At 62.8% G+C, this 25,730-nt stretch carries 21 protein-coding genes and 3 tRNA genes; 13 read left to right on the top strand and 11 right to left on the bottom strand.

Going from position 1 to position 25,730, the window contains the following annotated elements; translation table 11 throughout:
• Positions 1-31: 31 nt before the first annotated feature.
• From gyrB to CXY77_RS06110, 5 genes are all read left to right on the top strand, one after another.
• The gene (gene gyrB, locus CXY77_RS06130; RefSeq protein WP_104089982.1) at positions 32-2,050 is read left to right on the top strand and encodes a DNA topoisomerase (ATP-hydrolyzing) subunit B; all 2,019 of its coding nucleotides are present in this window, start codon (positions 32-34) and stop codon (positions 2,048-2,050) included.
• A gap of 67 nt (positions 2,051-2,117) precedes the next feature.
• Positions 2,118-4,682, top strand: a complete 2,565-nt coding sequence (gyrA, locus tag CXY77_RS06125) for a DNA gyrase subunit A (protein ID WP_233197288.1) — start codon at positions 2,118-2,120, stop codon at positions 4,680-4,682.
• On the top strand, positions 4,675-5,079 hold the full coding sequence (locus tag CXY77_RS06120; protein ID WP_104129820.1) for a DUF3566 domain-containing protein: 405 nt from the start codon (positions 4,675-4,677) through the stop codon (positions 5,077-5,079). The genes gyrA and CXY77_RS06120 overlap by 8 nt, the downstream gene beginning before the upstream one ends.
• A gap of 135 nt (positions 5,080-5,214) precedes the next feature.
• A tRNA-Ile gene (locus CXY77_RS06115) sits at positions 5,215-5,288 on the top strand.
• 68 nt (positions 5,289-5,356) lie between these two features.
• Positions 5,357-5,429: transfer RNA gene (locus CXY77_RS06110), tRNA-Ala, on the top strand.
• Positions 5,430-5,652: 223 nt separating this feature from the next.
• On the opposite strand, the gene CXY77_RS06105 is transcribed toward CXY77_RS06110, so the two are convergent.
• Positions 5,653-6,180 carry a hypothetical protein gene (locus CXY77_RS06105; RefSeq protein ID WP_092338382.1) on the bottom strand — a complete coding sequence of 176 codons (528 nt, stop codon included), beginning with the start codon at positions 6,178-6,180 and terminating at the stop codon, positions 5,653-5,655.
• Positions 6,181-6,332: 152 nt separating this feature from the next.
• Here CXY77_RS06105 and CXY77_RS06100 point away from each other — a divergent pair, with 152 nt between their 5' ends.
• Positions 6,333-6,872, top strand: coding sequence for a peptidylprolyl isomerase (locus tag CXY77_RS06100; protein ID WP_092338384.1), 540 nt, complete (start codon positions 6,333-6,335; stop codon positions 6,870-6,872).
• Between the two features lie 164 nt (positions 6,873-7,036).
• A complete protein-coding gene (locus CXY77_RS06095; protein ID WP_233197267.1) occupies positions 7,037-7,726 on the top strand; it encodes a rhomboid family intramembrane serine protease in 690 nt (229 codons plus the stop codon).
• Positions 7,727-7,878: 152 nt separating this feature from the next.
• Here CXY77_RS06095 and CXY77_RS06090 read toward each other — a convergent pair whose 3' ends face one another.
• Positions 7,879-8,124: a cell division protein CrgA gene (locus CXY77_RS06090; RefSeq protein ID WP_092338388.1), complete on the bottom strand. Its 246-nt coding sequence runs from the start codon at positions 8,122-8,124 to the stop codon at positions 7,879-7,881.
• An 80-nt stretch (positions 8,125-8,204) separates the two neighbouring features.
• Between CXY77_RS06090 and CXY77_RS06085 the strand changes: the two genes are divergently transcribed.
• Positions 8,205-9,023 (top strand): class E sortase, encoded by an 819-nt coding sequence (locus CXY77_RS06085; protein WP_233197266.1) that lies wholly within the window; start codon positions 8,205-8,207, stop codon positions 9,021-9,023.
• Between the two features lie 167 nt (positions 9,024-9,190).
• On the top strand, positions 9,191-9,829 hold the full coding sequence (locus CXY77_RS06080) for an aminodeoxychorismate/anthranilate synthase component II (RefSeq protein WP_092338390.1): 639 nt from the start codon (positions 9,191-9,193) through the stop codon (positions 9,827-9,829).
• A gap of 51 nt (positions 9,830-9,880) precedes the next feature.
• Here CXY77_RS06080 and pknB read toward each other — a convergent pair whose 3' ends face one another.
• The 7 genes from pknB to CXY77_RS06045 form a co-directional block, all read right to left on the bottom strand.
• Complete coding sequence (gene pknB, locus CXY77_RS06075) at positions 9,881-11,575, bottom strand: Stk1 family PASTA domain-containing Ser/Thr kinase (RefSeq protein ID WP_092338392.1); 1,695 nt, start codon at positions 11,573-11,575, stop codon at positions 9,881-9,883.
• Positions 11,576-11,652: 77 nt separating this feature from the next.
• Positions 11,653-13,359 (bottom strand): protein kinase, encoded by a 1,707-nt coding sequence (locus tag CXY77_RS06070; protein ID WP_104129818.1) that lies wholly within the window; start codon positions 13,357-13,359, stop codon positions 11,653-11,655.
• The gene (locus tag CXY77_RS06065) at positions 13,356-14,807 is read right to left on the bottom strand and encodes a penicillin-binding protein 2 (RefSeq protein WP_092338396.1); all 1,452 of its coding nucleotides are present in this window, start codon (positions 14,805-14,807) and stop codon (positions 13,356-13,358) included. The genes CXY77_RS06070 and CXY77_RS06065 overlap by 4 nt, the downstream gene beginning before the upstream one ends.
• Positions 14,808-16,196 (bottom strand): FtsW/RodA/SpoVE family cell cycle protein, encoded by a 1,389-nt coding sequence (locus CXY77_RS06060; RefSeq protein ID WP_092338398.1) that lies wholly within the window; start codon positions 16,194-16,196, stop codon positions 14,808-14,810.
• Positions 16,189-17,424 (bottom strand): PP2C family serine/threonine-protein phosphatase, encoded by a 1,236-nt coding sequence (locus CXY77_RS06055; RefSeq protein ID WP_092338400.1) that lies wholly within the window; start codon positions 17,422-17,424, stop codon positions 16,189-16,191. Before CXY77_RS06055 ends, CXY77_RS06060 begins: the two co-directional genes overlap by 8 nt.
• A 3-nt stretch (positions 17,425-17,427) precedes the next feature.
• The gene (locus CXY77_RS06050; RefSeq protein WP_104089975.1) at positions 17,428-18,015 is read right to left on the bottom strand and encodes an FHA domain-containing protein; all 588 of its coding nucleotides are present in this window, start codon (positions 18,013-18,015) and stop codon (positions 17,428-17,430) included.
• Positions 18,012-18,770: a DUF3662 and FHA domain-containing protein gene (locus CXY77_RS06045; RefSeq protein ID WP_092338403.1), complete on the bottom strand. Its 759-nt coding sequence runs from the start codon at positions 18,768-18,770 to the stop codon at positions 18,012-18,014. The genes CXY77_RS06050 and CXY77_RS06045 overlap by 4 nt, the downstream gene beginning before the upstream one ends.
• 441 nt (positions 18,771-19,211) lie before the next feature.
• Between CXY77_RS06045 and CXY77_RS06040 the strand changes: the two genes are divergently transcribed.
• A tRNA-Leu gene (locus CXY77_RS06040) sits at positions 19,212-19,295 on the top strand.
• Positions 19,296-19,519: 224 nt separating this feature from the next.
• Here the strand turns inward: CXY77_RS06040 and CXY77_RS06035 are convergent.
• Positions 19,520-21,274 carry a hypothetical protein gene (locus CXY77_RS06035; protein ID WP_104129817.1) on the bottom strand — a complete coding sequence of 585 codons (1,755 nt, stop codon included), beginning with the start codon at positions 21,272-21,274 and terminating at the stop codon, positions 19,520-19,522.
• An 826-nt stretch (positions 21,275-22,100) separates the two neighbouring features.
• Here CXY77_RS06035 and CXY77_RS06025 point away from each other — a divergent pair.
• The 3 genes from CXY77_RS06025 (at position 22,101) to CXY77_RS06015 (ending at position 25,237) form a co-directional block, all read left to right on the top strand.
• Positions 22,101-23,639: a sodium/proline symporter gene (locus CXY77_RS06025; RefSeq protein WP_104089968.1), complete on the top strand. Its 1,539-nt coding sequence runs from the start codon at positions 22,101-22,103 to the stop codon at positions 23,637-23,639.
• Positions 23,636-24,226, top strand: a complete 591-nt coding sequence (locus CXY77_RS06020; RefSeq protein WP_104129815.1) for a hypothetical protein — start codon at positions 23,636-23,638, stop codon at positions 24,224-24,226. Before CXY77_RS06025 ends, CXY77_RS06020 begins: the two co-directional genes overlap by 4 nt.
• A 144-nt stretch (positions 24,227-24,370) precedes the next feature.
• The gene (locus CXY77_RS06015; RefSeq protein WP_104129814.1) at positions 24,371-25,237 is read left to right on the top strand and encodes a DNA/RNA non-specific endonuclease; all 867 of its coding nucleotides are present in this window, start codon (positions 24,371-24,373) and stop codon (positions 25,235-25,237) included.
• A gap of 25 nt (positions 25,238-25,262) precedes the next feature.
• Here CXY77_RS06015 and CXY77_RS21055 read toward each other — a convergent pair whose 3' ends face one another.
• Positions 25,263-25,703, bottom strand: coding sequence for a recombinase family protein (locus tag CXY77_RS21055; protein ID WP_369831294.1), 441 nt, complete (start codon positions 25,701-25,703; stop codon positions 25,263-25,265).
• Between the last annotated feature and the right edge of the window lie 27 nt (positions 25,704-25,730).

The raw sequence follows: 25,730 nt of genomic DNA, 5'->3' as shown, positions 1-25,730 counted from the left end.
GCCCGTGCGATGGTCAGGAGCCTAATTTCAGATGACAGTTGAACCGACGCCCGAACGCACGTCCCCAGATATATCCCCAGCCGTGGCGGAGCGGGAGCCGGAGCACGAATACGGTGCCGATGATATCCAGGTGCTCGAAGGCCTGGAAGCCGTTCGCAAGCGACCCGGAATGTACATCGGATCCACCGGACCGCGCGGACTGCACCACCTGGTCTATGAGATCGTCGACAACTCCGTCGATGAGGCTCTCGCCGGACACTGCGACACCATTGACATTCGCATTCTCGCCGACGGCGCGATCCGCGTCGAAGACAACGGCCGTGGAATTCCGGTCGATATTCACAAGGCAGAGGGTCGGTCGACCGTTGAGGTCGTGCTGACCGTGCTGCACGCCGGCGGCAAGTTCGGCGGAGGCGGCTACTCCGTCTCCGGTGGCCTGCACGGCGTCGGAAGCTCCGTCGTCAACGCCCTGTCGAGCCGCCTCGAAGTCGAGGTTCGTCGCCAGGGGTTTATCTGGCGCCAGAGTTTCGCCAACGGTGTTCCGAATGCTCCCCTCGAGCAGGGCGAGGCCAACGACGAAACCGGCACGACCATCACCTTCTGGCCGAGTGCGGAAACCTTCGAGACGATCGAGTTCGACTATGAAACCCTGCGCGCACGGTTTCAGCAGATGGGCTTTCTCAATAAGGGACTGCGCCTCACCCTCACTGACGAGCGTGAAGCCCACCGCACCGACGACGGCAAAGTCATCAGCAACACCTTCAAATATGACCAGGGTCTCGTCGACTACGTCGAGTACTTGAACCGTGCCAAGAAGGCCGACCTGGTCAACGACGAGATCATCTCGTTCGAGTGGGAAGATCACGAGCGCAAGATGGCCCTCGAAGTGGCCATGCAGTGGACCACGGCGTACACCGAGAGTGTGCATACCTACGCGAACACCATCAACACCCACGAGGGTGGCACGCACGAAGAGGGGTTCCGCGCCGCGCTGACCACGCTCGTGAACAAGTACGCCCGGGAGAAAGGCATCCTGAAAGAGAAGGATGACAACCTCACCGGCGATGACGTGCGTGAGGGACTGACCGCGGTCGTATCGATCAAGCTCGCCGAACCGCAGTTCGAGGGCCAGACCAAGACCAAACTCGGCAACACCGAGGCGAAGTCGTTCGTGCAGAAGGTCGCCAACGACCAGCTCACCGACTGGTTCAACCGCAACCCGAACCCGGCACGCGAGATCATCCGCAAATCCCTGCAGGCCTCGAACGCCCGCATGGCAGCCCGCAAGGCCCGTGAAACCGCGCGCCGCAAGGGACTGCTCGAGGGTGGCGGTATGCCGGGCAAGCTCAAGGACTGCCAGAGCAAAGACCCGTCGATTTCTGAGATTTTCATTGTGGAGGGCGACTCGGCTGGCGGTTCAGCCGTGCAGGGCCGTAACCCCGAGACGCAGGCGATTCTGCCGCTGCGCGGCAAGATCCTCAACGTGGAGAAGGCCCGACTCGACCGTGCCCTCGGCAACAACGAGGTGCAGGCCATGATCACCGCGTTCGGCGCTGGCATCGGTGAAGAGTTCAACCCAGACAAGGTTCGTTACCACAAGATTGTTTTGATGGCCGACGCCGACGTCGATGGGCAGCACATCACCACCCTGCTGCTGACCCTGCTGTTCCGCTACATGCGCCCGTTGATCGATCTCGGCTACGTGTACCTGGCCCAGCCGCCGCTGTACCGGCTCAAGTGGAGCAACTCGCCGCACCAGTACGTGTACTCCGACGTCGAGCGCGACGCACTCCTCGCCGACGGTGCCGCGGCCGGCAAGCGCATCCCGAAGGACAACGGAATCCAGCGGTACAAGGGCCTCGGCGAGATGGATTACAAGGAGCTGTGGGAAACCACCATGGCCCCCGAATCCCGTACCCTGCTGCAGGTCACCCTGGACGACGCGGCATCCGCCGACGAAATCTTCTCCACCCTGATGGGTGAAGACGTCGAATCACGACGCAACTTCATCCAGAAAAACGCGAAGGACGTGCGTTTCCTTGACATCTGACGACACCACGGGCCAGCCCGACGCCGAAGAGACGGCGGCAACCGCGGCCGCTAAGGCCGCCCACCTCGTGCAGCACGGCAAGATCGACCAGGTCGACCTGCAGCTGGAAATGCAGCGCTCCTACCTCGACTACGCGATGAGCGTCATCGTCGGGCGCGCACTTCCCGACGTGCGTGACGGCATGAAGCCGGTTCACCGCCGTGTGATCTACGCCATGTTCGACGGCGGCTACCGGCCCGACAAGGCGTTCTCCAAGTGCGCCCGCGTCGTCGGCGACGTGATGGGCCAGTTCCACCCGCACGGTGACTCTTCCATTTATGACGCCCTGGTGCGCCTCGTTCAGCCGTGGAGCCTGCGGTATCCGCTCGCCCTGGGCCAGGGAAACTTTGGTTCCCCCGGCAACGATGGTGCCGCTGCCCCGCGATACACCGAAACGAAGATGGCCCCGCTCGCCCTCGAGATGGTGCGCGACATCGACGAAGACACCGTCGATTTTCAAGACAACTACGACGGCCGCACGCTTGAGCCGACCGTGTTGCCGGCCCGTTTTCCGAACCTGCTGGTCAACGGTTCGGTGGGTATCGCCGTCGGTATGGCCACCAACATTCCCCCGCACAACCTGCGCGAGGTTGCTGCTGGTGCCCAGTGGTACCTCGACAACCCCGACGCCGGCCGCGAAGAACTGCTCGAAGCGCTAATTGCGCGCATCAAGGGCCCCGACTTTCCCACCGGCGCGCAGATCCTCGGCGTCAAGGGAATTCAGGATGCCTACCGCACCGGTCGCGGCTCGATCACGATGCGGGCCGTGGTGAGCATCGAAGAGATTCAGGGGCGCACCTGCCTGGTGATCACCGAGCTGCCCTACCAGGTGAACCCGGACAACCTGGCGATCAAGATCGCCGACCTGGTCAAGGACGCCAAGATCACCGGCATCGCGGACATTCGCGATGAGACTAGTGGTCGCACCGGCCAGCGCCTCGTGATCGTGCTCAAGCGCGATGCCGTTGCCAAGGTAGTTCTGAACAACCTGTACAAGCACACCCAGCTGCAGGAGAACTTCGGCGCCAACATGCTCGCCATCGTCGACGGCGTGCCGCGCACCCTCTCCCTCGATGGCTTCATCTCGGCCTGGGTTGCGCACCAGATCGAGGTCATCGTTCGGCGCACCCAGTTCCGCCTGAATAAGGCTGAAGCGGATGCCCACATCCTGCGCGGCTACCTCAAGGCGCTGGACGCACTCGACGAGGTGATCGCGCTTATCCGTCGGTCCAACACTGTCGACGACGCCCGCGAAGGCCTGATGGCCCTGCTCGACGTGGACAAGCTGCAGGCCGACGCGATTCTCACCATGCAGCTGCGCCGTCTCGCCGCTCTGGAACGTCAGAAGATCATCGACCAGGCCGCCGAACTCGAACTGCAGATCGCTGAGTTCAAGTCGATCCTGGCCAGCCCCGAGCGCCAGCGCACGATCATCAGCGAAGAACTCGCCGAGATCACCGCCAAGTTCGGTGACGACCGCCGCACCGAGATCATGTTCGGTTTCGACGGCGACATGTCGATCGAAGACCTCATTCCCGAAGAGGAGATGGTGGTCACCGTCACCCGCGGCGGCTACATCAAGCGCACCCGCAGCGACAACTACCGCAACCAGCACCGTGGTGGCAAGGGTGTCAAGGGTGCCCAGCTGCGCGCCGACGACGTGGTCGAACACTTCTTCGTCACCACGACGCATCACTGGCTGCTGTTCTTCACCAACACCGGCCGGGTCTATCGGGCCAAGGCCTATGAGGCGCAGGAATCGGGACGGGACGCCAAGGGCCAGCACGTCGCCAACCTGCTCGCCCTGCAGCCGGGTGAAGAAATCGCGCAGATCCTCGACATTCGCGACTACGAGGTGGCCCAGTATCTGACCCTCGCCACCCGCGACGGCCTGATCAAAAAGACCGCGCTCAGTGAGTACGACACCAACCGCACCGGTGGCATTATTGCGATCAAACTACGTGAGGGCGACGAGCTCGTCTCCGCGCTGCTGGTCGAAGATGATTCCGACCTGCTGCTGGTCTCTCGCAAGGGCATGTCGATTCGCTTCACCGCCACCGATGAGGCGCTGCGCCCGATGGGCCGCAGCACGTCGGGCGTGATCGGAATGCACTTTCGCGGCGAGGACACCCTGCTGGACGCATCCGTTATCAATGACGACGGCTACGTCTTCGTGGTGACCGAGGGCGGTTACGCCAAGCGCACCGCCGCTGACCAGTACCGCCTGCAGAATCGTGGGGGCCTCGGCATCAAGGTGGCCAAGCTCAACGACGACCGCGGTGATCTGGTTGGCTCGTTGATTGTGAACCCCGAGGACGAGGTCCTCGTGGTTCTTGCCAGCGGCAAGGTGGTACGCTCGTTCGTCGCCGAGGTTCCAGCCAAGGGCCGGGACACGATGGGCGTTGTGTTCGCGAAATTCGCGGATGAAGATCGAATCATTTCCATCGCGAAAAACATCGAACGTAATCTGGTCGCCACGGACGAAGAGGGCGCAGCGGATGCCGATGCCACGGCTGGTACCGTCGACACCAGTGCTGCAGAGGGCACTGCTCCGAACGCGGATTCAGGGAAAGTAGAGACACCGAATGAGTAGCGTCGCCGAAAAGCTCGCCAAGAAATCCACTCGCAAGACCGCGAGCAAGCAGGTTCGCCTCAAACTGGTCTACGTCGACTTCTGGTCGAGCGTGAAGCTGTCATTCCTGGTGGCGGTCTGCCTGGCTATCGTCACGATCGTGGCCACCTTCTTCACCTACACCGTGCTGGTGCAGACCGAGGTGCTGACCAAGGTGGACGAGCTGTACGCGACCGTCGCGGGAGAATCGGCCGACCTGGCCGCCATCCTTTCCATCGGCAACGTCATGGGCTTCGCGGTCGTCGTGGCGATTCTGAACATGGTTGTGATCACCGCCCTCGGTGCCATCTACGCGGTGCTCTACAACCTGAGCGTTAAAATAACCGGCGGCTTGCTCGTCGGCTTCACGAATAACTAGTTTTTCCGCACAATCGAGGGCTGTTTCTCCCCAAAAACAGCCCTCGCAGCCCGATTTGGGTAATTCTTCCGCCTGGAAGGGTGGCTCGATTTCAGGTTCCGGCCAGATTCCGGTAGTCTCTAATCTGCCCAAGAGGGGGATATAGCTCAGTTGGTTAGAGCGCTTCACTGATAATGAAGAGGTCCCAGGTTCAAATCCCGGTATCCCCACGCAGCACCAGATTCACCACTTCTCACCCGCTTCTGCTGGCTTATCCATCCGTGCCGGTCGGGTAATTGGGGCCATAGCTCAATTGGTAGAGCGCCTGCTTTGCAAGCAGGAGGTCCGGGGTTCGATTCCCCGTGGCTCCACACGCAGGTGAAGGGCCCGTCTTTGGACGGGCCCTTCTTTTTTGCCCGAGCGTGATGTCTTAGCTCGCGAATCTGTTGCCTGCGTGATCGGCCGGCGCCGGGCATCCGCTGGGATGTCGTGTGTACGGCTCCCAGCAGGGCCGTGTCGGCCGCAGCCGCCGTTAACGAGGCAGGGCCCGCATCCGGTGGATGCGGGCCCTGCACGAGCGGACGAGCGTCTGCTCTAGTCTTCCTGCCTAGCGGCTGGTTCAACCTCGTCGTCGGCGACCCAGAGCTCGTCGTCGGCACGGAAGGTCTGCCAGACGGCGTAGGCGACGCCTACGGCGGCGACCACGGCCAGGCCGAGGGCGAAGTAGGTTCCGGCTCCGGGGCCCTTGGGTTCGACCACAACCGGCTTCTGCAGGCGGAGGCGACCTAATGCAGCGCGCACTCGGGCGTCGCGGGCGACGTCACCGACGGACATGACCGTGCCGATGGCGGTACCGATTCCGGGGAGAACGTCGTTGACGACGCGCCGGCGCACGCCGTCGGCGGCTTCCTGGGTGGCGTTCACGCTCGGGCGAACGTAGTGGTCATAGCTCTCGCGTACGCGCGGAGCTACTTCTTCGCGAGCAAGAATACCGGCCTGGTGACCGGCCTGACGAGCGAGAACGTTTGCTCGCTCCAGTACTTCTTGCTGGTGGCTCCATAGTTCGTCTGCGCTTTTGCGCAGCCGAGTGAGTTCCTTGCGGCGCTTGCGTGACAGGCTCATCTGGACCCTCCATCGATGTCGTGTGGCGAATGTGTCTCTATCTTGCCACTGAGTGCCCATCTTGCCACTCAATCGCGGAGTTGCCAGCGAATGCACTGGGAGCGCACGGCGGCAATCAGATTCGGTCGAGGTAGCTGTGCAAGAATCGGTGTATGTCTAAGCACACTGCTGTCGCCACCCTGAACACCACCCTCGGACCGATCAAGGTCAACCTCTTCGGCAATCACGCGCCGAAGACGGTCAAGAACTTCGTCGGCCTCGCGACCGGCGAACTCGAGTGGAAGCACCCCGCCACCGGCGTCGCCTCCACCACGCCGCTCTACGACGGCACGATCTTTCACCGCATCATCAAAGACTTCATGATTCAGGCCGGCGACCCGCTCGGCCAGGGCACCGGTGGCCCCGGCTACCAGTTCGATGACGAAATCAGCCCCGACCTCGACTTCACCCAGCCGTACGTGCTCGCCATGGCCAACGCGGGAATCCAGGGCGGCCACGGCACGAACGGGTCACAGTTCTTCATCACCGTCGTTCCGACCACCTGGCTGCAGGGCAAGCACACCATCTTTGGTGCCGTTGAAGACGAAGACAGCCGCGCGATCGTCGCCAAGCTTGCCACGGTCGCTACCGACGGTCGGGACCGGCCCCTCGAAGACGTCAAGATTCTGACCGTCTCCGTCGAGAACGTCTAACCAGTACCTCTGCACAGAAAATGAGTGCTCTGCCGGCCTCGGCGGCGAATTTTTGTTACCGCCATCCGGGGCGGCAGAGCTTCATTCTGTGCCAGCGTTGCGGCCGCACCATCTGCGCCGAATGCCAAACCCAGGCCGCTGTCGGGGTCATCTGCCCCGAGTGCATGAAGGAACAGCGCAAGAACGCACCCCGCACCAAACCGGCGGTGCTCACCCGACTGACCGCCGGGAAGCCTGCCGTGACGTATTCCATAATTGGAATAACGCTCGTCGTGTACCTTCTGCAGTTCGTTTTCGGCAATCAGATCACCAACCTGCTGATCTACGCAGGCTTCTTCTCCCAGCCCGGCAGTTTTGAACCCTGGCGCATGCTCACCACCGCCCTCGCACACGGCTCTATCTTCCACGTGCTGCTGAATATGTACACGCTGTGGATCTTCGGGCAGCTCCTGGAACCTCTGCTCGGCCGGGGCCGCTACTTGGCGCTGTATCTGCTGAGTGCGCTGGCCGGTTCACTCGGGGTGCTGTTTTTGGCGGATCCATTCACTCCCGTGGTGGGGGCATCCGGTGCGATCTTCGGCCTGATGGGCGCGTTCCTGGTGATTCAACGCCGACTCGGCGGCAATGCCACCCAGTTGCTCGTGCTGGTCGGTATCAACCTCGTGATCGGGTTCATTCCAGGCCTGAATATTGCCTGGCAGGCGCACGTCGGCGGAATCATCGGCGGTGCGGTGCTCGGCCTCATCTTCGTGCAGACCCGGCGCATCCGTCAGAAGCCCCTGCAGGTGGGGCTGATCGGCGCGTTCGCCGCCCTGTTGGTGCTGCTGAGCTTCGCGCGCTTCTTCGTGAGTTAACCGACCGAGCGCTGCGCGAGGGCGAGTTATCCACAGGTCTATCCACATGGGGATAATTACACCCGTGTCATTACCCTTGTTATTACGCCGTGGTGACGCAGCGGTAACGGATCAACGTTCATTGGCCGAACAGTTGGTGCAGGGCCGCCAGACTAACGCCAGCGCGTGGTCATCAGGAAGCCGATGAAGGCGATCCCGAAGCCGACCAGAATGTTCATGGCGCCAAGCCCCGCAATGGGAAGCTGGCTGCCGCTGACGTAGAACACGATGATCCAGGCCAGGCCGAGGAGCATGAAACCGAACATGACCGGCTTGAACCAGACGGCATTGGGCGCGTCCTCGTTCGAGCGGGCAACGTCGGTGCGGGCGGGCCGGGTGCGGGGATTCTTACGTGCCATTCTGCGATCCTAGCGTCTTCGCCTGTTTGAGTGGATTTGACGCGAGGTCTGGTACACGTTCAGGTCGGTAGACTCGCACTATGTGTCCCCAGGCCGACGATCCCACCGAGATCGTCACCAAGCGCCCGCGCCGGGCGAAATCAGGCAAAATTAGCGTGATCGGCGTGCTCGGCGAACTGCTCATCACTGCGGGCGCACTCGTGTTGCTGTTTTTGGGCTGGCAGCTTTGGTGGAATGACATGATCATGGCCAACTCGCAGTCCGATGCTGCCAGTCAGATCAGCCAGGACTGGATCCAACAGGACACGTCGACGCCCGAACCGGTGCCAACGACTGACCCGGCAGAACCGAGTGCAGAACCTGCACCGGTTGACTACGGAGCACCAATGGTGGCTACCGCTCCGGCCAATGCCCAGGCATTCGCCGTGTTGTATGTGCCACGGTTCGGCGCTGACTATCACCGCACCATTGCTGAGGGCACTGGCCACGACGTTCTAAACAGCAACCGCCTGGGAATCGGGCACTACGACGGCACTCAGATGCCCGGTGGGGTGGGCAATTTCGCCATCGCCGCCCACCGCAGCGCCTTCGGCGGCGGCATGCACCTGATCAACGAACTTCAGCTCGGTGACGCCATCTATGTGCAGACCGCCGACGGCTATTACACCTACCGGTATCGCGATACCGAGTACGTGGCGCCCTCTCAGGTGCAGGTGCTGGCATCCGTTCCGAATAATCCCGACGCCACTGCTGTCGACCGGATCATCACCCTGACCAGCTGTAATCCGTTGTATTCCACCGCGGAACGCATCATCGCCTACGGCGTGTTCGAGTCGTGGCAGCCGCTTTCGGCCGGCGCACCGGCCGAACTCGCACCGATCATCGCAGCCCAGGGCTAGGAGGCTCCCATCTACGCAGCACTGTGGCGCATTCTTCCCGGGCCAATCTGGGTGCGCATCATTTTGGTTCTGATCCTGTTACTGGCGGTACTCGCCGTGCTGGCCACCTGGGTGTATCCCTGGATCGACGGCATTCTCAACAACCAGGAAGCGACGGTGGGCGGCCCATGACCCGTATTCTCGTGATCGACAACTACGACAGCTTTGTGTACACCCTCAATGGGTACCTCATGGAGCTCGGCGCTGAGACCGATGTCGTGCGCAACGACTCTTTCGACAAAGCGGATGCCGCCTCCCGCATTTCCGACTACGACGGCGTTCTGATCTCACCTGGTCCGGGTAAGCCGTCAGATGCTGGTGTGTCCATTGCCGTGGTCGAGGCGGCACTCGAGGCCGAACTTCCGCTTTTTGGCGTGTGCCTCGGGCACCAGGCCATCGCTGAGGCCTTCGGAGCTACGGTGACCAACGCTGAAGAGCTCATGCACGGCAAGACGTCGCTCATCACGCACGACGGCAGCGACTTCTATGAGGGTGTGCCCCAGCCGTTCACGGCCACCCGGTACCACTCGCTCGCCGTCGTCGCGTCGACCGTTCCGAGCGACCTCGTGGTGACGTCACGCACGCAGGGCGGCGTCATCATGGGGTTACGCCACGCATCCGCTCCCATTCTCGGTGTGCAATTTCACCCGGAATCGGTGCTGACCGAGGGCGGATACCGCATGCTCGGCAACTGGCTGGCCCTGACCGGCCTCGCGGGCGCCCAGGAGACCGCAAAGTCCCTGCATCCCCTGCTGCGCCTCACCTGACGTCTCCTTCTGCACGGGGCCCAGGCCCCGTCCAGCAGGAGCGGGAAGGGGCTAGGAGCCGGAGCAATAGGTGAGCGTGATGTCCGAGCGCTGGGGGACATCGCCCGGCGCCAGGGACTGCGCCTTGATCGGGGAACCGGACTCTTGGGCGCAGGTGGGATCGGGCTTGGAGACGGGCGCGAGGCCATTGCTGCTGACCAGATCGATCGCGGCGACGAGTGACTGACCGGTGAGATCCGTCAACGTGACCAGTCCGCTCGACACGATGTAGTTGATCGTGTCCCCGGCGAATTGCGCGGATGCCGCTGCCGGGTCGGTGCGCAGGACGACGTCGGTGGCCACGGTCGGCGAGTTCTCAGCGGTAACCGACCCGGAGACGAAACCGAGCGCTTCGATCGCGGCCTGGGCATCCGTTATCGTCTGGTTGGTGACATCGGGGACGACGACGGGCACCGGACCGGTCGAAACGAAGACCTTGATCACGTCGGACGGGTTGACGATGGTGCCGGCTGGCGGGTCTGTGCGAATGACCTGATCGGCGGGTACCGTGGTGCTCGACTCTTCGGCACGGGTGGCCGCGAGATCCAGGTCGAGGAGGGTGTTCTGGGCATCATCGTAGGTCTCGCCGGTGAGCGAGGGCACCTCGCGTGAGCTGTCGGGCAGTTCCACCGAGGGTTGCAGATTCGCCACCCAGATCATGACAGCCACGACAATAACGACGACGCAGACGATTCCGGCCCAGACCCAGATCACGGGAGGGCGACGCTGCGTGCGCACCATGGTCTGGTCTTCGGAGAGCTGTTTGAGGGCCAGGGCCGAGCCGGTGATGGCGGTGGGTGCTGCGCCGAACAGTCCGGCGCCGACCTCTTCGCCGGCATGATGGATGGGGATCTGGCCGGACCCGGCGGTCTCGACATCGTTGCGGAACTCGACGGCGCTCTGGTAGCGAGCAAAACGGTCCTTGGCCAGGGCGTGCAGCACGACCGAATCGAGGGCCGGAGACACGCGGGGGTTGATCGCGGACGGCTTGACCGGCGTCTCACTGACGTGCTGGTAGGCGACGGCCACGGGCGTATCACCGCGGAACGGCGGGCGGCCGGTGAGCATTTCGAACAGCACCACACCGGTCGAGTACAGGTCGGTGCGTGCATCGACGGACTCGCCCTTGGCCTGCTCGGGGGAGAAATAGGCGGCGGTTCCGAGGATCGCGGTGGTTTGGGCCACGGTCGTGGCGGAGTCGGAGATAGCTCGGGCGATACCGAAGTCCATCACCTTCACCTGGCCGGACTTGGTGATCATGATGTTGCCCGGCTTGATGTCGCGGTGTACGACTCCAGCCCGGTGTGAGTACTCTAGGGCGGTCAGTACCCCGTCGATGATGCGCACGGCCTCGATGGAATCGATCGGACCTTCCCCAATGATGTCCTTGAGCAGCCGACCGTCGACGTGTTCCATGACGATGAACGGAATCTGCGAGTCGTGGCCGGACTCATCGGTGACGGTCTCTTCGCCGGCGTCGAACACGCGCACGATCGTCGGGTGAGCCATGCGGGCTGCGGCCTGGGCCTCCTGACGGAAGCGGGTGCGAAAGGCCGGGTCAGCCGCAAGGGTCGACTTCAGCAGCTTGATCGCCACCGTGCGGCCGAGCCGGGAATCGGTGCCGATGTGCACGTCGGACATACCGCCACGGCCGAGCAGGGCGCCGACGCGATAGCGACCCGCGATCAAACGACCAGAGTCAGGCACTACAGCACTCCCCACAATCAGACACTGTATTCGGGACGGACACAGTGAGCGCTACTTTACCGCACGGCATGAGGGAGTTACTCCGTGACAGCTGGGTCGCCCGTGACTTTCACATCGACCGTGGGCGAGAACTCGGAGCTGACCTGACCACAGAAGTAGCGGAACTTGACCTTGAAATTCTCGGTTCCAGCGGTGATGGTGCCCGTCGTCGTTTCCGCGTTGGTCGGGTTCGCCGACGTGATGACGGCGGCACCGCCCTCGGTGGCGATTTCGTAACCGGCCAGGGTCTGGCCGGCCGGGCAGGTCTGCACGTTCCAGCTGACCGTGACCGTACCGGCGGGGGCCGCGGGCGAGGGAGTCGCCGTCGGGGCCGACGTCGGCGTGCTCGGCGTTGCCACCGGGCCATAAACGGTGAGGACCACGGTGGTACCAGCCGGAACCGGACCGGTGGGGTTCACCCGGTAGACCTTGTCGACGTTGTCACTGGTCTCGGCGGCATTGCCCGTGGCGATGTCAGCCACGAAGCCCATGTCGACGAGCAAAGCTGCGGCTTCGGCGCTTGGCTTGCCGACGAAGTCGTCGGGATTGACCGAGGTGTTGGTGGGGGTCGGAGTGGGTGTCGGGCTCGGAGTCGGTGTGGGAGACGGCTTGGGCGTGGTCGAGGGTGTCGCCGACGTCGCTGCCGGCACCGGCGTCTCGTTGTTCTGGGTGAACAGCGCGATGAGCGTGCCGGTGAGTACGATTACGAGCAGGGCGACGAGGGCGATGAGTGGCCAGGTCCACTTGCTGCGTTTCTTCTTCTCCGCTTCGGCGGCTGCTGCAGCGGATGCCCGGGTGATGGGGGAACCGGTGGCCGGAAGGATGGTCGTGGCTTGGTCGTTTCCGGCGCCGGGCATGAGCATCGTGGCGCTGGTGGCACTGAGCCCGCCCAGAACGGATGGCACGGCCACGGCAGCCGCGGCCACGTCACCACGACGCAGAGCGGATGCAGCGCGCGCCAGGTGGGCAGCCGACGCCGGCCGGTCGGCCGGGTTCTTGGCCAGGCAGGCGAACACCAGGTTGCGCACCGGCTCGGAGACGGTCACCGGGAGGTCAGGAGCGATCTCATTGATCTGTGCCATGGCGATGGCGACCTGCGACTCGCCCGTGAAAGGACGTCGGCCGGCGAGGGACTCGTACGCGACGATGCCGATGGAGTAGATGTCGGTGGTCGGTGACGCCGGGTGTCCGCTGGCCTGCTCGGGTGAGAGGTACTGCACGGTGCCCATGACCTGGCCGGTCGCGGTGAGCGGAACCTGGTCGGCGATGCGGGCGATACCGAAGTCGGTGATCTTGACCCGGCCCTCCGGCGTGATCAGCAGGTTACCGGGCTTGATGTCGCGGTGTACGAGACCGGCGGCGTGGGCAGCGTGCAGCGCGGCCGAAGTCTGCGCGACGATGTCGAGCACCTTGTCGGTCGGCAGCACGTGCTCGCGCTCGAGGATGGTGGACAGGGCTTCGCCGGGCACGAGTTCCATGACCAGGAAAGCACTGCCGTCTTCTTCGCCGTAGTCGAAGACATTCGCGATGCCTTCGTGGTTGACGAGAGCGGCGTGGCGGGCTTCGGCGCGGAAGCGCTCGAGAAAGCCCGGGTCGCCGAGGTACTCGTCCTTCAAAATCTTGATGGCGACGCTGCGTCCGATGACGAGGTCGGTGGACTTCCACACCTCGCCCATGCCGCCAATCGCAATGCGCGATTGCAGCTCGTATCGTCCCCCGAAGGTGAGGCCTGCTGTGGGTCTCATTTGTTAAGCACCGCCTCTAGTACTTTCTGTGCGACAGGTGCGGCAAGTTTGTTGCCGAACCCGGTTTGTCCTTCTCCCCCGCCGTTCTCGACGAGAACGGTGATGGCATACTGCGGGTCGTTCGCCGGTGCGAAACCGGTGAACCACAACGTGAATGGATCGGTTGATCCGTTCTGAGCCGTGCCTGTTTTTCCCGCCACGTCGACCCCGTCTATTCTTGCATTGCTTGCAGCGCCATCCTGAACGCCGTTGATCATCATCGCGGTGATCGTCGCGGCAGTTTCTTCGCTCATCACCCGTCCGAGTTCGACCGGTTTGAAGGTTTCGATGGCGCTGAGGTTGGGCGCGAGAATTTCCTGCACGAGGTTAGGGGCCATTACGACGCCGCCGTTGGCGATGGCGCCGCTGACCATGGCCATCTGCAGCGGCGTTACCTGCACGTCGAACTGGCCGAACGCCGACTGCGCGGTCTGCGGATCGTCGAGCCCACGCGGATACACGCTCCCGGCGACGTTCATGGGAATGCTGTAGCTGCTGTTGAAGCCGAATTTCTCGGCTGTCTCACGAATAGCGGTGTCACCGAGTTCGACGCCGAGTTCGGCGAACGGAATATTGCAGGACAACCGGAGCGCTGTGGCCAGGGTGACCGTGTCACCTGCGCCGCAGGTGCCCCCGCTGGAGTTTTCGATCTTGCTCGTGGTGCCGGGCGCCGTGTAGACGGCCACGTTGGGAAAGGTGCTTTCCGGGGTGTAGTCGCCCGATTCCAGGGCCGCTGTGGTGACGACGAGCTTGAACACCGACCCGGGAGGGTTGAGCGAATTGATCGCCCGGTCGATCAGTGGGTCGCTCGGATCGGCCAGCAACGCTTCGTAGCTGGCCGTGACCTCGGCATTGTTGTGCACGGTGAGCAGGTTCGGGTTGAAACTCGGCTTGGACACCATGGCCAGGATACGGCCGGTGGCCGGCTCGGTGACGACGACCGATCCGGTGTAATCGCCGAGGGCATCCCAGGCGGCCTGCTGGGCTATCGGATCGATTGTGACCTCGACGGCTGCGCCCTTCGGGTCCTGGCCGGTGACCAGGGCGCTGATCTTGTCAAAGAACTGCGAGTTGGAGGTCCCGGTGAGTTCGGCGTTGAGGGCGAACTCGAGGCCGGTCGGTTCGCCGTTGATCGGGATATACCCGGTGATCGGTGCGTACAGCTCTGGATTGGTATAGGTGCGCAAGAATTTGTAGTCGTCGTCGGCCGGCATCGACTGCGCGATCGGTTCCCCGGCGACGAGGATGGCGCCGCGCTCAACCTGGTAGCTGTCGTAGAGCGTGCGGGTATTGCGCGGGTCGGCCGACAGATTGTCGGCCTGGAAGGCCTGCACGACCGAGGTCGAGCTGAGCAGGGCGACGAACATCAGCATCACGACGATGCTGACGCGCTTGAGTTCGCGGTTCACTTAGACCACCAGCCTGGGTTGGTTGCGCACGGTGTCGGAGAGCCGCAGCAGCAGGGCCGCGATGATCCAGTTGGCCACGAGCGATGAGCCGCCGGCGGCCAGGAACGGCGTGGTCAGACCGGTCAGCGGAATGACCCGGGTGACACCGCCGATGACGATGAAGCACTGCAGTGCAACGACAAAGGCGAGGCCGACAGCGAGGAGCTTGCCGAAGTCATCCTGTCCGGCGAAGCCGATGCGGAAGCCCCGAGCCACGAACAGTAGGTAGAGGGCGAGGATGCCGAACAGCCCGGCGAGCCCGAGTTCCTCGCCGAGGCTCGCGATGATGTAGTCACTCTGCGGTACCGGAGTGATTTCCGGGCGGCCCTGGCCCCAGCCGGTGCCGAGCAGCCCACCCTTGGCGAGGCCGAACAGGCCCTGCACCAGCTGAAAGCTGCCCCCCTTCGCCTCGTAGACGTCTGGATTCAGAGCATCCAGCCAGTTGGTGAACCGGCCGTTGACGTAGTCCAGGGTCTGGCTGGCCAGTAGCGCGCCGCCGAGAAAGAGACCCATGCCCAGGATGACCCAGCTCAGTCGACCGGTGGCGAGGTAGAGCATGACCAGGAACAGGCCGAAGTAGAGCAGGGCGGTGCCGAGGTCGCGCTGAAAGATGATGACTGACATCGACAGGGCCCAGACGATGAGAATCGGTCCGAGGTCGCGAAAGCGGGGAAACCGGGCGCCGAGAAACTTTTTGCCGACCATGGAGAGACTGTCTCGGTTGCGCACGAGATAGCCGGCGAAGAACACGGCGAGGGCGATCTTGGCGATCTCACCGGGCTGGAAGGTGCCGAAATTGCCGAAGCTGATCCACACCCTGGCGCCGCTGATCTCCTTGCCGAGGCCCGGAACGAGCGGAAGAAAGAGCAGGAGCACACCGACGAGACCGGCAATGTAGGTGTACCGAAACAGCACACGGTGGTTGCGGATGACCAGCAGCACGACGATGGCACTGAAAATAGCCAGGGCACTCCAGACCGTCTGGCGCACGGCCGCGCTCTCCCAACCGCCCTGTTTGTCGGCGATATCGATGCGGTAGATCATGGCGATACCGATGCCATTGAGCACCGTGGCGATCGGCAGGATGAACGGGTCGGCATCGCGGGCGACAAAGCGCAGCACAATGTGCAGGGTGATCACCAGGGCCGACAGGCCGGCGCCGAGCAGCACGAGGGTCGGGTCCAGCTCGCCGAGGGCACCGAGTTGTACGAGCACGACCGCGCTGGCGTTGATGAAGCACGCGATCAGCAGCAGGAACAGTTCGAGGTTGCGCAGTTTCTGCGGGAGGCGCAGGCGACGCACCGGCTCGGTTGCCGTCGGACGCGCCGTTTGAGCGGATGCCTTACTCAACGATGGCCCCCTTCAGTCGCTCGATGATGGCCAGGGCGTCGTCCAGTGAACCGGCATTGATGGTCTGCTCCACCTGCTGGCGGTCATAGACGCGCAGGTCGGACAGGCTCAGCTCGGTGTCTTCGTAGACGCTGGACAGTTTGATCGGACCAATGTCCTGCTGCACGCCCTGATAGATGGCGACGTTCGAACCGTCGACGCCCACGTAGTAGCGGGTCTGGGTCCACTGGTAGCCGATGATCGTGGTCGTGACGATGCTGAGCACCAGCAGAATGACACCGACCAGCCAGGTGACCTTGCGGCGGCGCGCGCGGCGGGCATCCTCTTCGATCAGTTCGGACAGGTAATCCTGCGAATCGGGCTCGAAGTGGGTTTCCCGCACCGGGTGCAGGCGCAGGGCCGGGATGCGCAGGGCACGGTTGCGGCCCGGTTCCTCACCGAAGGCGAGCGGATTCGCGGCGGAACCGACGATGACCGGGCTGTCTGTGCGCGCGGAGCCGTCGCCCGCGCCGATGTCGACGATGACCACGGTGACGTTGTCGGGGGCGCCGCCGTCGAGGCTCTCCTTGACCAGCAGGTCGGCGACATCCTGCGCGCTGGCACCGCTCGCCAGAGCGGAGGCTATGGCGGTGTGCGAGACGACGCCGGTGAGGCCGTCGGAGCAAAGCAGCCAGCGGTCGCCGTCGATCGTGGCCAGAATCGAAGTGTCGATTTCGGGACTCGCCTCGACATCGCCGAGTACGCGCATGAGCACAGAGCGGCGCGGATGCACCATGGCCTCGGCCTCGGTGATGCGCCCGCTGTCAACGAGGCGCTGCACGAAGGTGTGGTCGATGGTGATCTGGGAGAGTTCACGCTCGCGCAGCAGGTAGATGCGCGAGTCGCCGATGTGGGCGATTGCCACCTCGTTCTCGAGCACCACGATGGCACTGACCGTCGTGCCCATGCCGGTGAGTTCGGCGTGTTCGAAGACCGTCTCGGCCAGCTGGGCGTTGGCACCGATCAGGGCGGCCTGCAGAGCGAATTCGGCGTCCTGCGCGCTCGCATAGTGCTTGTCGGCCTCGATGATGCGTTTGGTGGCGATCGACGACGCGACGTCGCCGCCGGCGTGGCCACCCATGCCGTCGGCGACCACAAACAGGCTGCGACCGGCGTACCCGGAGTCCTGGTTGTTGGAGCGAATCTTGCCGACGTGAGACGCGGCTGCGCTATGACTGACCGTCGCCATGACCTACCGCCGAAGCTCGAAGCTGGTGGCGCCGATCTTCACGGTGGCGTTCAGGGGAATTTTGGTCGGCACGGTGACGCGGGAGCCGGCCAGGAAGGTGCCGTTAGTGGAATCCAGGTCTTGCAGCATCCACTCGTCGTTCCAGAGCATGAGACGCGCGTGGTGCGTGGAGGTGTAATCGTCGCGGATGACCAGGCTGGAGTCGCTCGAACGACCGATGGTGATGGTTTCGGCGCCGAGCGGAAACTCCGTGCCGGCCTTCGGGCCGCTCGTGATGACCAGGCGGGTGGTGTTCTGGGCAGTCGCCCTTCCCCCGTCTGCCCCTGAATTCCCGCCCGCCGGGCTGGCGCGCGCGACCGGCGGCGTGAAGGCGTCAGCGGCAGCGGGGGCAGCGACGGGGCCGGGGACGACGGCGGGAACAGCGGATGCCGGGAATGCGGCGGCGGGGGCGGCGGCATCCGTTTTCATCTTGCGCACGCGCTGGCCGAACAGGTCACTGCGCAGGGCGTAGACGATGCCGAAGATGAACATCCAAAGCAAGAGCAGAAAGCCGATGCGCAGCACCAGCAGGGTCAGTTCGCTGACGTTCATGTGTTCGGCCCCCAGAATCCGCCCATATCGTGGCGTTCGGTGGGCGGGTCGGCCGGCGGCGCGGCGCGCGGGTACTCGCGGGAGTCTGGTGAGGCCTGGGCGAGCACGCGGAACACGATGCGGGTGCGACCGATGGTGACGACCGAGTCGGGCTCGAGGATGGCCTGGCTGACCGGGGCGCCATTGAGCTGGGAGCCGTTGGTGGAGCCGAGGTCACGCACCTGGGCGCGCGAGCCGTCCCAGAGGATTTCGACGTGGCGACGCGAGGTGCCGGTGTCGTCGACGGTGATGTCGGCGTCGGAGCCACGGCCGATCACGGTGCGGGCCTTGACCAGGGGGTGCCGGGTGCCGTTGATGTCGAGCACCGGGCTCCAGGCGACGTTGCTCTTGACCGAGCTGGAGTCGATCTGCACCATGCCCTCGCTGAGGCTGCGGTCGTCTTGCAGGGTGATATCGATGCCGCCGGTGAACTGGTAGCGCTGCTCGGTGCCGTGCTTTTGCATGAGGGCGGTGAGCTCGTCAATGAGGGTGACGCCGAGCGCGCTCATGCGGGTGTAGTCGGCGTGGGACATGCGCACGGTAAAGCGATTGGGCGCGAGGATGCGATCCCGCGCGACGACAGCGGCCTTGGTGTCGAGCTCACGACGCAGCGCGGAGGTTATTTCCACCGGCTGCAAGCCCGATCGAAAGGTCTTGGCGAACGCTCCGTTGACGGCGCGCTCCAAGCCTTTTTCAAAGTTATCCAGTATGCCCACAGGTCTCCCGATCCGGTCCGTTTGGCTATGAGCATGTTACTTGTCTCGGGCGACAACCCACCTTCAGGGCGCAAACGGCACGAACAGCCATACTACCCGCGGAGGGTCCCGGACCGAATTCGGGGCCCATTATGGGCATTCCGTGGGTATTTTTCGATAGGTGGCGGGGAGCGGATGCTGCGCGGCCGTTTCGGGCGGTGGCATCCGTTCTCTCCGAGGCTGGCCGAGGCGGGCATCCGTTGTGCCCGCGCCCGATAGGCGGGCTCTCCTGATGGTCGCGCCCGATACCGGTGGGCGCTGCAGTAATTACCGGCGCGGCTACCAATTTCGGGCGCAGTCATGGCTGCGGGGGCCGAGATTGGGCCGATTCAGCCCCCGGACCCGCGCGGCGCGCCGTCGAATGGCGCTGACCCCCCTCGCAGTGTTAGCATTCCTAAGTTCGCGCGAGTGGCGGAATTGGCAGACGCGCTGGCTTCAGGTGCCAGTGTTCGAAAGGACGTAGGGGTTCAAGTCCCCTCTCGCGCACTCTGGGTGTTTCAGGAAATTGACGTTACGTTTTCATGAAATCCAAGCGAACAGGCCGGTTGAGTAGAAATACTCGACCGGCCTTCGGTTTTTAAGGGTTTTGACGGGGCCGATCTGGCCTGTTGAGGCGGAGTTGACCTTATAAATAGGAAAAGGCCTGCGGGTGGGCAGGCTGAAGCTTTCGGTGCGCGGGTGGTTGGTGCTGGAGTGGGTTGTGGCCGTTGTTACTGCGGTGGGGCCAGGGCCGGTAAGGCGCTGTGGGCGCTCAGTGGTGTTCCGGTGGCTTCTTTGCGGCGTCGTTCGCGGGAAAGCTTCTCGCCGAGGTCGAGTTCGGCGGCCTTTACGAAGAAGTCGTAGGTTTTGCGGAGGTTCGCTGAGACGGCGGCGAGGGTCGCGGCGAGGTAGTTAAAGGCGAAGCCGCGGCCGGAGCGTTTGCTGACGTTGGCGAGGTCTTCGAAGTTCTTGGCCTTAAGGGTCTTGTTGGCGGATTCGACCAGGCTGCGCATGCCAAAGTGTTTTTGGTGCTCTTCGGACTTGTAGGCGAACTTCTGCAGGTGCTTGACGGCGAGGCGGGGGTCGCGGTTGCGTTCGGCGGGGGCTCCCGCGTCGAGCGGAATGGTGACACTGACCGGTGTTGACGGTTTGGCGACGCGTTTGCCGCTGGCCCGGTCGATGGCCATATAGCTGCCGGGGGCCGGGTAGAGAAAACGTTGAAAGCCGTCCTTGTCGGGGAGGCCTTTGGGCTTCATCCGGTAGGCCGTGCGGTTCTCGAGGTAGGTCTTGTAGGTCTTCTTGTCGACGAGGCGCCGGGGCTTCTTTGGGTCGAGGGGGTTGGTCTCGCGGGTGTTGTAGTTCTTGGTGGCGTCGATGAGGTTCTGCGGCATATAGGTGACGTACCAGTTGCCGTCGACGAGGATGAGGTCCTTCCATTGGTTTTGGAGGCCGAGGTCGTTCTTCTTGTAGTCGATGACGAGTTCGCAGCCGCGAAGCCGCACGGGAATCTGAAAGTTGCGGGCTTTTTCGCCGTTGTAGGCGCGGTCCGCGATGACGAGGCCGCCGGCGAAGCCCAGCCGTTGGTGGGAGTCGAGGAGTTTGGCGCCGTGGCCGATAATTTCTCCCGGGCGGTGGAAACCAACAGAGGTAATGAGCGAGGGGAACACCATGTTCTGGCCGGGTTTGTCCCACACCATGACGCTGATTTCGAGTTCGTAGCCGGCCTTGTCGGTTTTGGCTCCGAGGCCGCCGTGGCTGCCTTCGCGGCGGTAACGGCCGGAGTGCGAGTCTGCATTGCCTCGTCGCATGGTTGGGTCTGTCGGGTTGGGCCGCCCGGTTCCCGGAATCAGGGTTGCGTCAATGGCGATGTTGCCGTGGTACTTGGCCCAGATGTCTGCGGGGAGCATGCGCACGCTGGTGTGGAGGAGTTGTTCGCAGAGCCAGTCCAGGCGCTCAAGATTGCGCGCAGACTTTCGTGTGGCCTTCGGCGTTGCTTGCTTCGTGAGCAATTTCGCATAGGCCTTCGGCTTCAACCGCTTATTGCGGGGACCGGGGTAGGGGTCGATGAGAGCCATCATACGATTCGCTGAGCGCCACAGACGTTGGTACCAGTCATCGTGGTCGCCGGCGTGGTTTTGTATTCCGAGCAGGGCGAATTCTTCGTCGTGGAAGTGCACGTCGAGGGTTTCCGCGATGCGGTGATAGTTGATGCCGTACCCCAGTTGCACGTGCAGGAGAAAGAGCACGAGTACAGCGCGAAAAGGGATGGTTGGTTTGACGCCGGCGTTTGATTTCAAGCGCGCGTATCGCCACTCGATAAGTTTGGTCACGACGCCGGAGTTGTCGACGATGCGGATGGCGTTGTTGAGGTAGGCGCGTGAGACGGGGCCGCAGGCGCGTTCGCGTTTGTAGTCCAGTCGGGTCATGCCGAACCTGGACTGCATCCGTTCTTCCAGCAGAGCGGCATCGGAGGAGACCGCGCTCATGGGGTGACCGTCCCGCGCAGCTCTGTGCGCGATAGGACGCGCCATCGAGGGCTTGGACATGCTCCAGGTAGCGCGGCAAGTTTTCAAACTTTTCCACACCGAGAGCGCGAGTGAGCTCCTTGATGCGGGTGCCGGCCCGAAGGTGGGCAACAATCCAGGTCGCGCGCAGCCGGTCACTGCGGGGGCGGAATTTGTCACTGGTCTCATTCGCCTTGACAAATTCGGCATCGTGGACACTGTGTCTCACAGCATCGGAGACACTTGCGGCGGTGATACTGGCTCGCTGCCTTGTGCCTGACTGACAATGCCTATAAGCTCCAAAAGTCGGGGTGACAGCTTAGATCACATATAGACCGAGGTCGCAACGCAGCACCCTCGGACCAAATTATATTCTTTAAATAGCTGGTGGATAGCTGTTTTTGTGCAAAAATATCGCGCAGACGTGCATGATTGTGCCGAATCTTTCCGGAGGAATACCTTCGTTCTGATCGCTCTCGACCCAACTGTGGGTAGCCGATTGCTACGGCTTGAGAGGGGGATTGCAGCCCACAACGTACCGAACCAGGTACCCTTGTCAGCTCGAAGCCACGCCAAAAGTCTTTGATGACCTCGCCGGCCGAACCGAGCACGCGGCAGGGCAGCCCTGCTAAATCCCGCCCGAGCAAATGAATGCTTAGACGGCCAACCCGCCAGGAGAACCGTTGTTAAACCTGCCCATTTTTACTTCATCAGTGTTGATCGGAGTTCCCGTGTTCTGGATTCTCTATACCGTCGGGTTTATGTGGGTGTCCCGGCATTGGGCGCGCGAAGACGAAGGGGGTCCGGAATGACTACCGAGATCAACTTCCTACTTTTCTACTTTTTGATTCTCATTGGCATTGGCATCTGGGCCATGCGCCGGGGCGCGGGTAAGGGCCTGGATAACTACCTGCTCGGGGGTCGAAGCATGGGGCCCGCTGTCACTGCCTTGACCTTGCAAAGCACATCCATGAGCGGGTATATGTTTCTTGGCGCTGGCTCGCTGGCCTACACCCAGGGTTATTGGAGCCTCTGGTACGCGCTCGGCGACCTCGGCGGCGGCGTGCTCAACATGTCCGTGCTGGGGCGGCGCATGCGCAAGCTGTCCCAAATCCTCGGGGCCGTCACCTCAATCGAATACCTGGAACGTCGCTATCCGTCGGCGCTTACTCGCATAATCGCCGCTCCGCTCGCACTGATATGCCTGTTCTTCTATGTTCTGGCGCAGTTCATTGCTGGCGGAAAGGGCTTGGCGCTGGTTACCGGCTTCTCCTATCCGCTCGCCCTCGGCATTGCCATCGGTGTCATCGTTCTATACACGTTCCTGGGCGGCTATCTCGCTGTGGCATACACGGATTTCTTTCAGGCGATCATCATGTTGATCGGGGTTCTGTGGGTTCTCTTCGCAGCGCTGGCCACCCTCGGCGGCCTTGGTGCTGCCAATGCGCGAATCGGTGAGATCGATTCCTCTCTGCTGACGATGTGGGGAAAAGACCTCGCAAATTACGGCCAGTGGGGGCTGATTATCGGGGCGCTGTTGGTGTTCTCGATCGGCTACCTGGGCTGGCCGCACGTGGTGACCCGGCACATGGCCATGAAGCGCCCGAGTGTCGCGCGCAAAGCCGGCGGTTACTCAATGCTCTTCAATATTCTTTTCGTTCCGGCCCCGTACCTCGTCGGCATCGTTGCTCTCCTGATCGTTCCGATCGGCACGGACCCGGAGATGGCCATCTTCGCCACCGCTCAGTTGTTGCTTCCCCCCGCCGTGGTAGGCATCGTCATGGCCGGCATTATGGCTGCCATCATGTCCACGGCGGATTCGATCCTGCTGCAAGCCGGTACCATTGCGAGTCGGGACATCTACCATCGCTTCATCAATAAGAAGATGAACGAGAAGAACATGGTGTGGGTTTCCCGCGGTATGGTGCTCGCCCTGGCCATCGTCGGATTCTTCATCGCCGTTTTTCAGCCTCCAGCGGTCTTCGCTCTCGTAATCTTCGCGACGACGATTCTGGGCAGCGCCTTTGTGCCTTGTTACGTGGCTGCCGTGTGGTGGAAGAAGGCGAACACCGTTGGGGCGATCTCCTCGATGATCGTGGGAACCGCCGTCCCAGTGGTCTGGGAGATCTTCAGCCTGGTTTCGCGCACGGGATTGGATTCGATGCTCGTAGGCATCGTCAGCTCCGTCACGGCAATGATTGTAGGCAGCCTGCTGACGCAGACGAGCTGCCCCGTCCCGGCACACATTCAGGCGGCCCTCGGCGAAACGGAGCGTCTCGGCCCGATCCCAGCCCAACTACTTAAGGGCCAAGATGTGATCATGGCGACGGAAGCGTCGGTCCGTTGAGCGCCGCGATACCGGTCGTCGGGCCACAACCAGCTCCGCCCACCACTGCCGACCAGCCGGCCCGTCGTATTCCCGCCGGTATCAGTCGCAATCGGGCTATCCGGCTCGTGCTGAACCGCGCTCCCGATCTCGTCTGCACGAACGCCCGCTTAGTGCACCATCCCTATGCCGGCTATGTCTACGCCGTTCAACAGCGAGCTTTCGGCCGAAGCATCTACGGAGTCGCCCATATCTTGGTCGACCGGTGCAGCGGCGGCACGAGCACGAGCGATCCTTGGCCCGATCCGGTTCTGATTGAACCGTGCGAAACACTGGATGCTGCTCCCGCAACGATCAGTAAAGAACACGCCGAGAACGATGCCCGGCAATGCGCGGTACGCACCGCTCTGCACCGACGTCGCGCCGTGATCCCGATCGAGGTCACAAGCGTCAGCAGAGACCCGTTGTTGTATAAGCCGAATTGGCTACTCGACTTGCAATTGCCCGCGGATGGCGGCACAGTGAAAGTCTTGGTCGACGCCTTGACCGGCGCCTATCATCTGGTGCCCGGTGGAGTCGTTCAGATCGAACCAACCGCCGCCGGGTAAGGACTAATTGCGCCTGTTCTCGATTACTTGGCTTCGCAGAATCCATCGGTAAGAAACGGCACCACGTTAGAGGATCGTCCCCATCAACTCCGCCATGTATATCCGAAGGCCCCAACTGTCGGCTCTGGCTGCTTGACTATCACCATGAACGCCCCCTTACTTTATCCTGCTGGATACAACGCCGATTTCCTTGAAATTCCTCTGCCGCTCCCCGTCCCTCCTGCGGGCACCCTGATTCGTGAACTGCTTTACACACATTTCACCGTGCTCCTCGACCCCGCGCGGCGCCTCGCGATCGCGATCGGCGTCAACATCGACGGGGATCAGCTCATTACTGTTGACCGGGGCGACGACTGGCACCTCGACTCGCGTGTCCCGGTCTACGAACAGGCCGGGGAGGGCGTCTACGCCAGAAACGATCTCGACCGCGGACACCTCGTCCGGCGACAGGACCCGGTCTGGGGCGACACAACGACAGCCAGGCGTGCGAATTACGATACCTTCGCCTACACCAACGCCGCCCCGCAAGCCGGAGCCTTTAACCAATCGAAAGAACTCCGGCTTGGCCTCGAGGACCACGTCCTCACCTACGCACGCACAAACGGTAATCGCATCAGCGTCTTCACCGCCCCCGTGCTCTCAACCCAGGACCCGATATACCGCGGCGTGAAGATTCCACAAGCGTTCTGGAAGATCGCGGCATGGACCACGACCACAAGAGGCTCCACCGCTCTTCACGCTGCCGGATTCGTCCTCGACCAAAGTCCACAGTTAGAAGACATCGACCTCGACACGGACCTCGCTCCAGCCCTCATGTACGGTAATCCCCCGCCGCTGGGGCCGTACCGCACCTACCAAGTACCCATCGTGGACATCACCGACCTCACCGGCCTCAACCTGGCCGCCCTATCTGACGCAGACGTATACGCCCCGGCCCCAGCTATCCGAGAAGACATCGACCGTCGAACGCGCTGGGTCGAACTGGTCGACACCGCAGGAATCCACCTCTAACCACACCGAATCGTCTATAGCCAGCTCAGTCCCCGGCGCCGAGGTAGACATAGACGGTTTCGCGGCTGATCCCAAACTGTCGAGCAAGAACAGATTTCGGCACGCCAGCGGCAGCCTTCTCGCGCAGCTCGGCCGCACGGGCCGTGTCCAGTGACGGGGTGCGACCGCGGTATAGGCCACGCGTCTTAGCCAAAGCAATACCCTCGCGCTGACGCTCACGAATCAGCGACCGCTCGAACTCAGCGAAAGCTCCCATGACGTTCACAAGGGTGCTTCGGCGCGGTCGGAACGGGTGCGCTGCTCGCGTGCACTTGTGCGTGACTGGTCCAGGTCGGCCCGCAGCGGGGTGAGTATGTCGTCGCGGTATTCGTGTATCGCGTGTGCTGCCCCGTCGGAGCAAGCATGCGAGTCGTTTCTGTTTGGTTGGACGGCGTGACCCACGCCACGAGCCTGTTCGTCGTATCATCATCGCTGTCGGCCTACTTACCACCGT

The organism is Cryobacterium sp. N21 (assembly GCF_002929575.1).
Classification (GTDB): Bacteria; Actinomycetota; Actinomycetes; order Actinomycetales; family Microbacteriaceae; genus Cryobacterium; species Cryobacterium flavum.
The sequence above is the reverse complement of the archived record's forward strand: the minus strand, read 5'-3'. Positions and strand labels throughout refer to the sequence as shown.

What these genes read in the sequence shown, in the direction of transcription:
- gyrB (WP_104089982.1), top strand. Translation starts at nt 32, where the DNA reads ATGACAGTTGAACCGACGCCCGAACGCACGTCCCCAGATATATCCCCA.
- CXY77_RS06120 (WP_104129820.1), top strand. Translation starts at nt 4,675, where the DNA reads ATGAGTAGCGTCGCCGAAAAGCTCGCCAAGAAATCCACTCGCAAGACC.
- CXY77_RS06105 (WP_092338382.1), bottom strand. Translation starts at nt 6,180, where the DNA reads ATGAGCCTGTCACGCAAGCGCCGCAAGGAACTCACTCGGCTGCGCAAA.
- CXY77_RS06100 (WP_092338384.1), top strand. Translation starts at nt 6,333, where the DNA reads ATGTCTAAGCACACTGCTGTCGCCACCCTGAACACCACCCTCGGACCG.
- CXY77_RS06095 (WP_233197267.1), top strand. Translation starts at nt 7,037, where the DNA reads ATGAAGGAACAGCGCAAGAACGCACCCCGCACCAAACCGGCGGTGCTC.
- CXY77_RS06090 (WP_092338388.1), bottom strand. Translation starts at nt 8,124, where the DNA reads ATGGCACGTAAGAATCCCCGCACCCGGCCCGCCCGCACCGACGTTGCC.
- CXY77_RS06085 (WP_233197266.1), top strand. Translation starts at nt 8,205, where the DNA reads ATGTGTCCCCAGGCCGACGATCCCACCGAGATCGTCACCAAGCGCCCG.
- CXY77_RS06080 (WP_092338390.1), top strand. Translation starts at nt 9,191, where the DNA reads ATGACCCGTATTCTCGTGATCGACAACTACGACAGCTTTGTGTACACC.
- CXY77_RS06070 (WP_104129818.1), bottom strand. Translation starts at nt 13,359, where the DNA reads ATGAGACCCACAGCAGGCCTCACCTTCGGGGGACGATACGAGCTGCAA.
- CXY77_RS06055 (WP_092338400.1), bottom strand. Translation starts at nt 17,424, where the DNA reads ATGGCGACGGTCAGTCATAGCGCAGCCGCGTCTCACGTCGGCAAGATT.
- CXY77_RS06050 (WP_104089975.1), bottom strand. Translation starts at nt 18,015, where the DNA reads ATGAACGTCAGCGAACTGACCCTGCTGGTGCTGCGCATCGGCTTTCTG.
- CXY77_RS06035 (WP_104129817.1), bottom strand. Translation starts at nt 21,274, where the DNA reads ATGAGCGCGGTCTCCTCCGATGCCGCTCTGCTGGAAGAACGGATGCAG.
- CXY77_RS06025 (WP_104089968.1), top strand. Translation starts at nt 22,101, where the DNA reads ATGACTACCGAGATCAACTTCCTACTTTTCTACTTTTTGATTCTCATT.
- CXY77_RS06015 (WP_104129814.1), top strand. Translation starts at nt 24,371, where the DNA reads ATGAACGCCCCCTTACTTTATCCTGCTGGATACAACGCCGATTTCCTT.
- CXY77_RS21055 (WP_369831294.1), bottom strand. Translation starts at nt 25,703, where the DNA reads ATGATACGACGAACAGGCTCGTGGCGTGGGTCACGCCGTCCAACCAAA.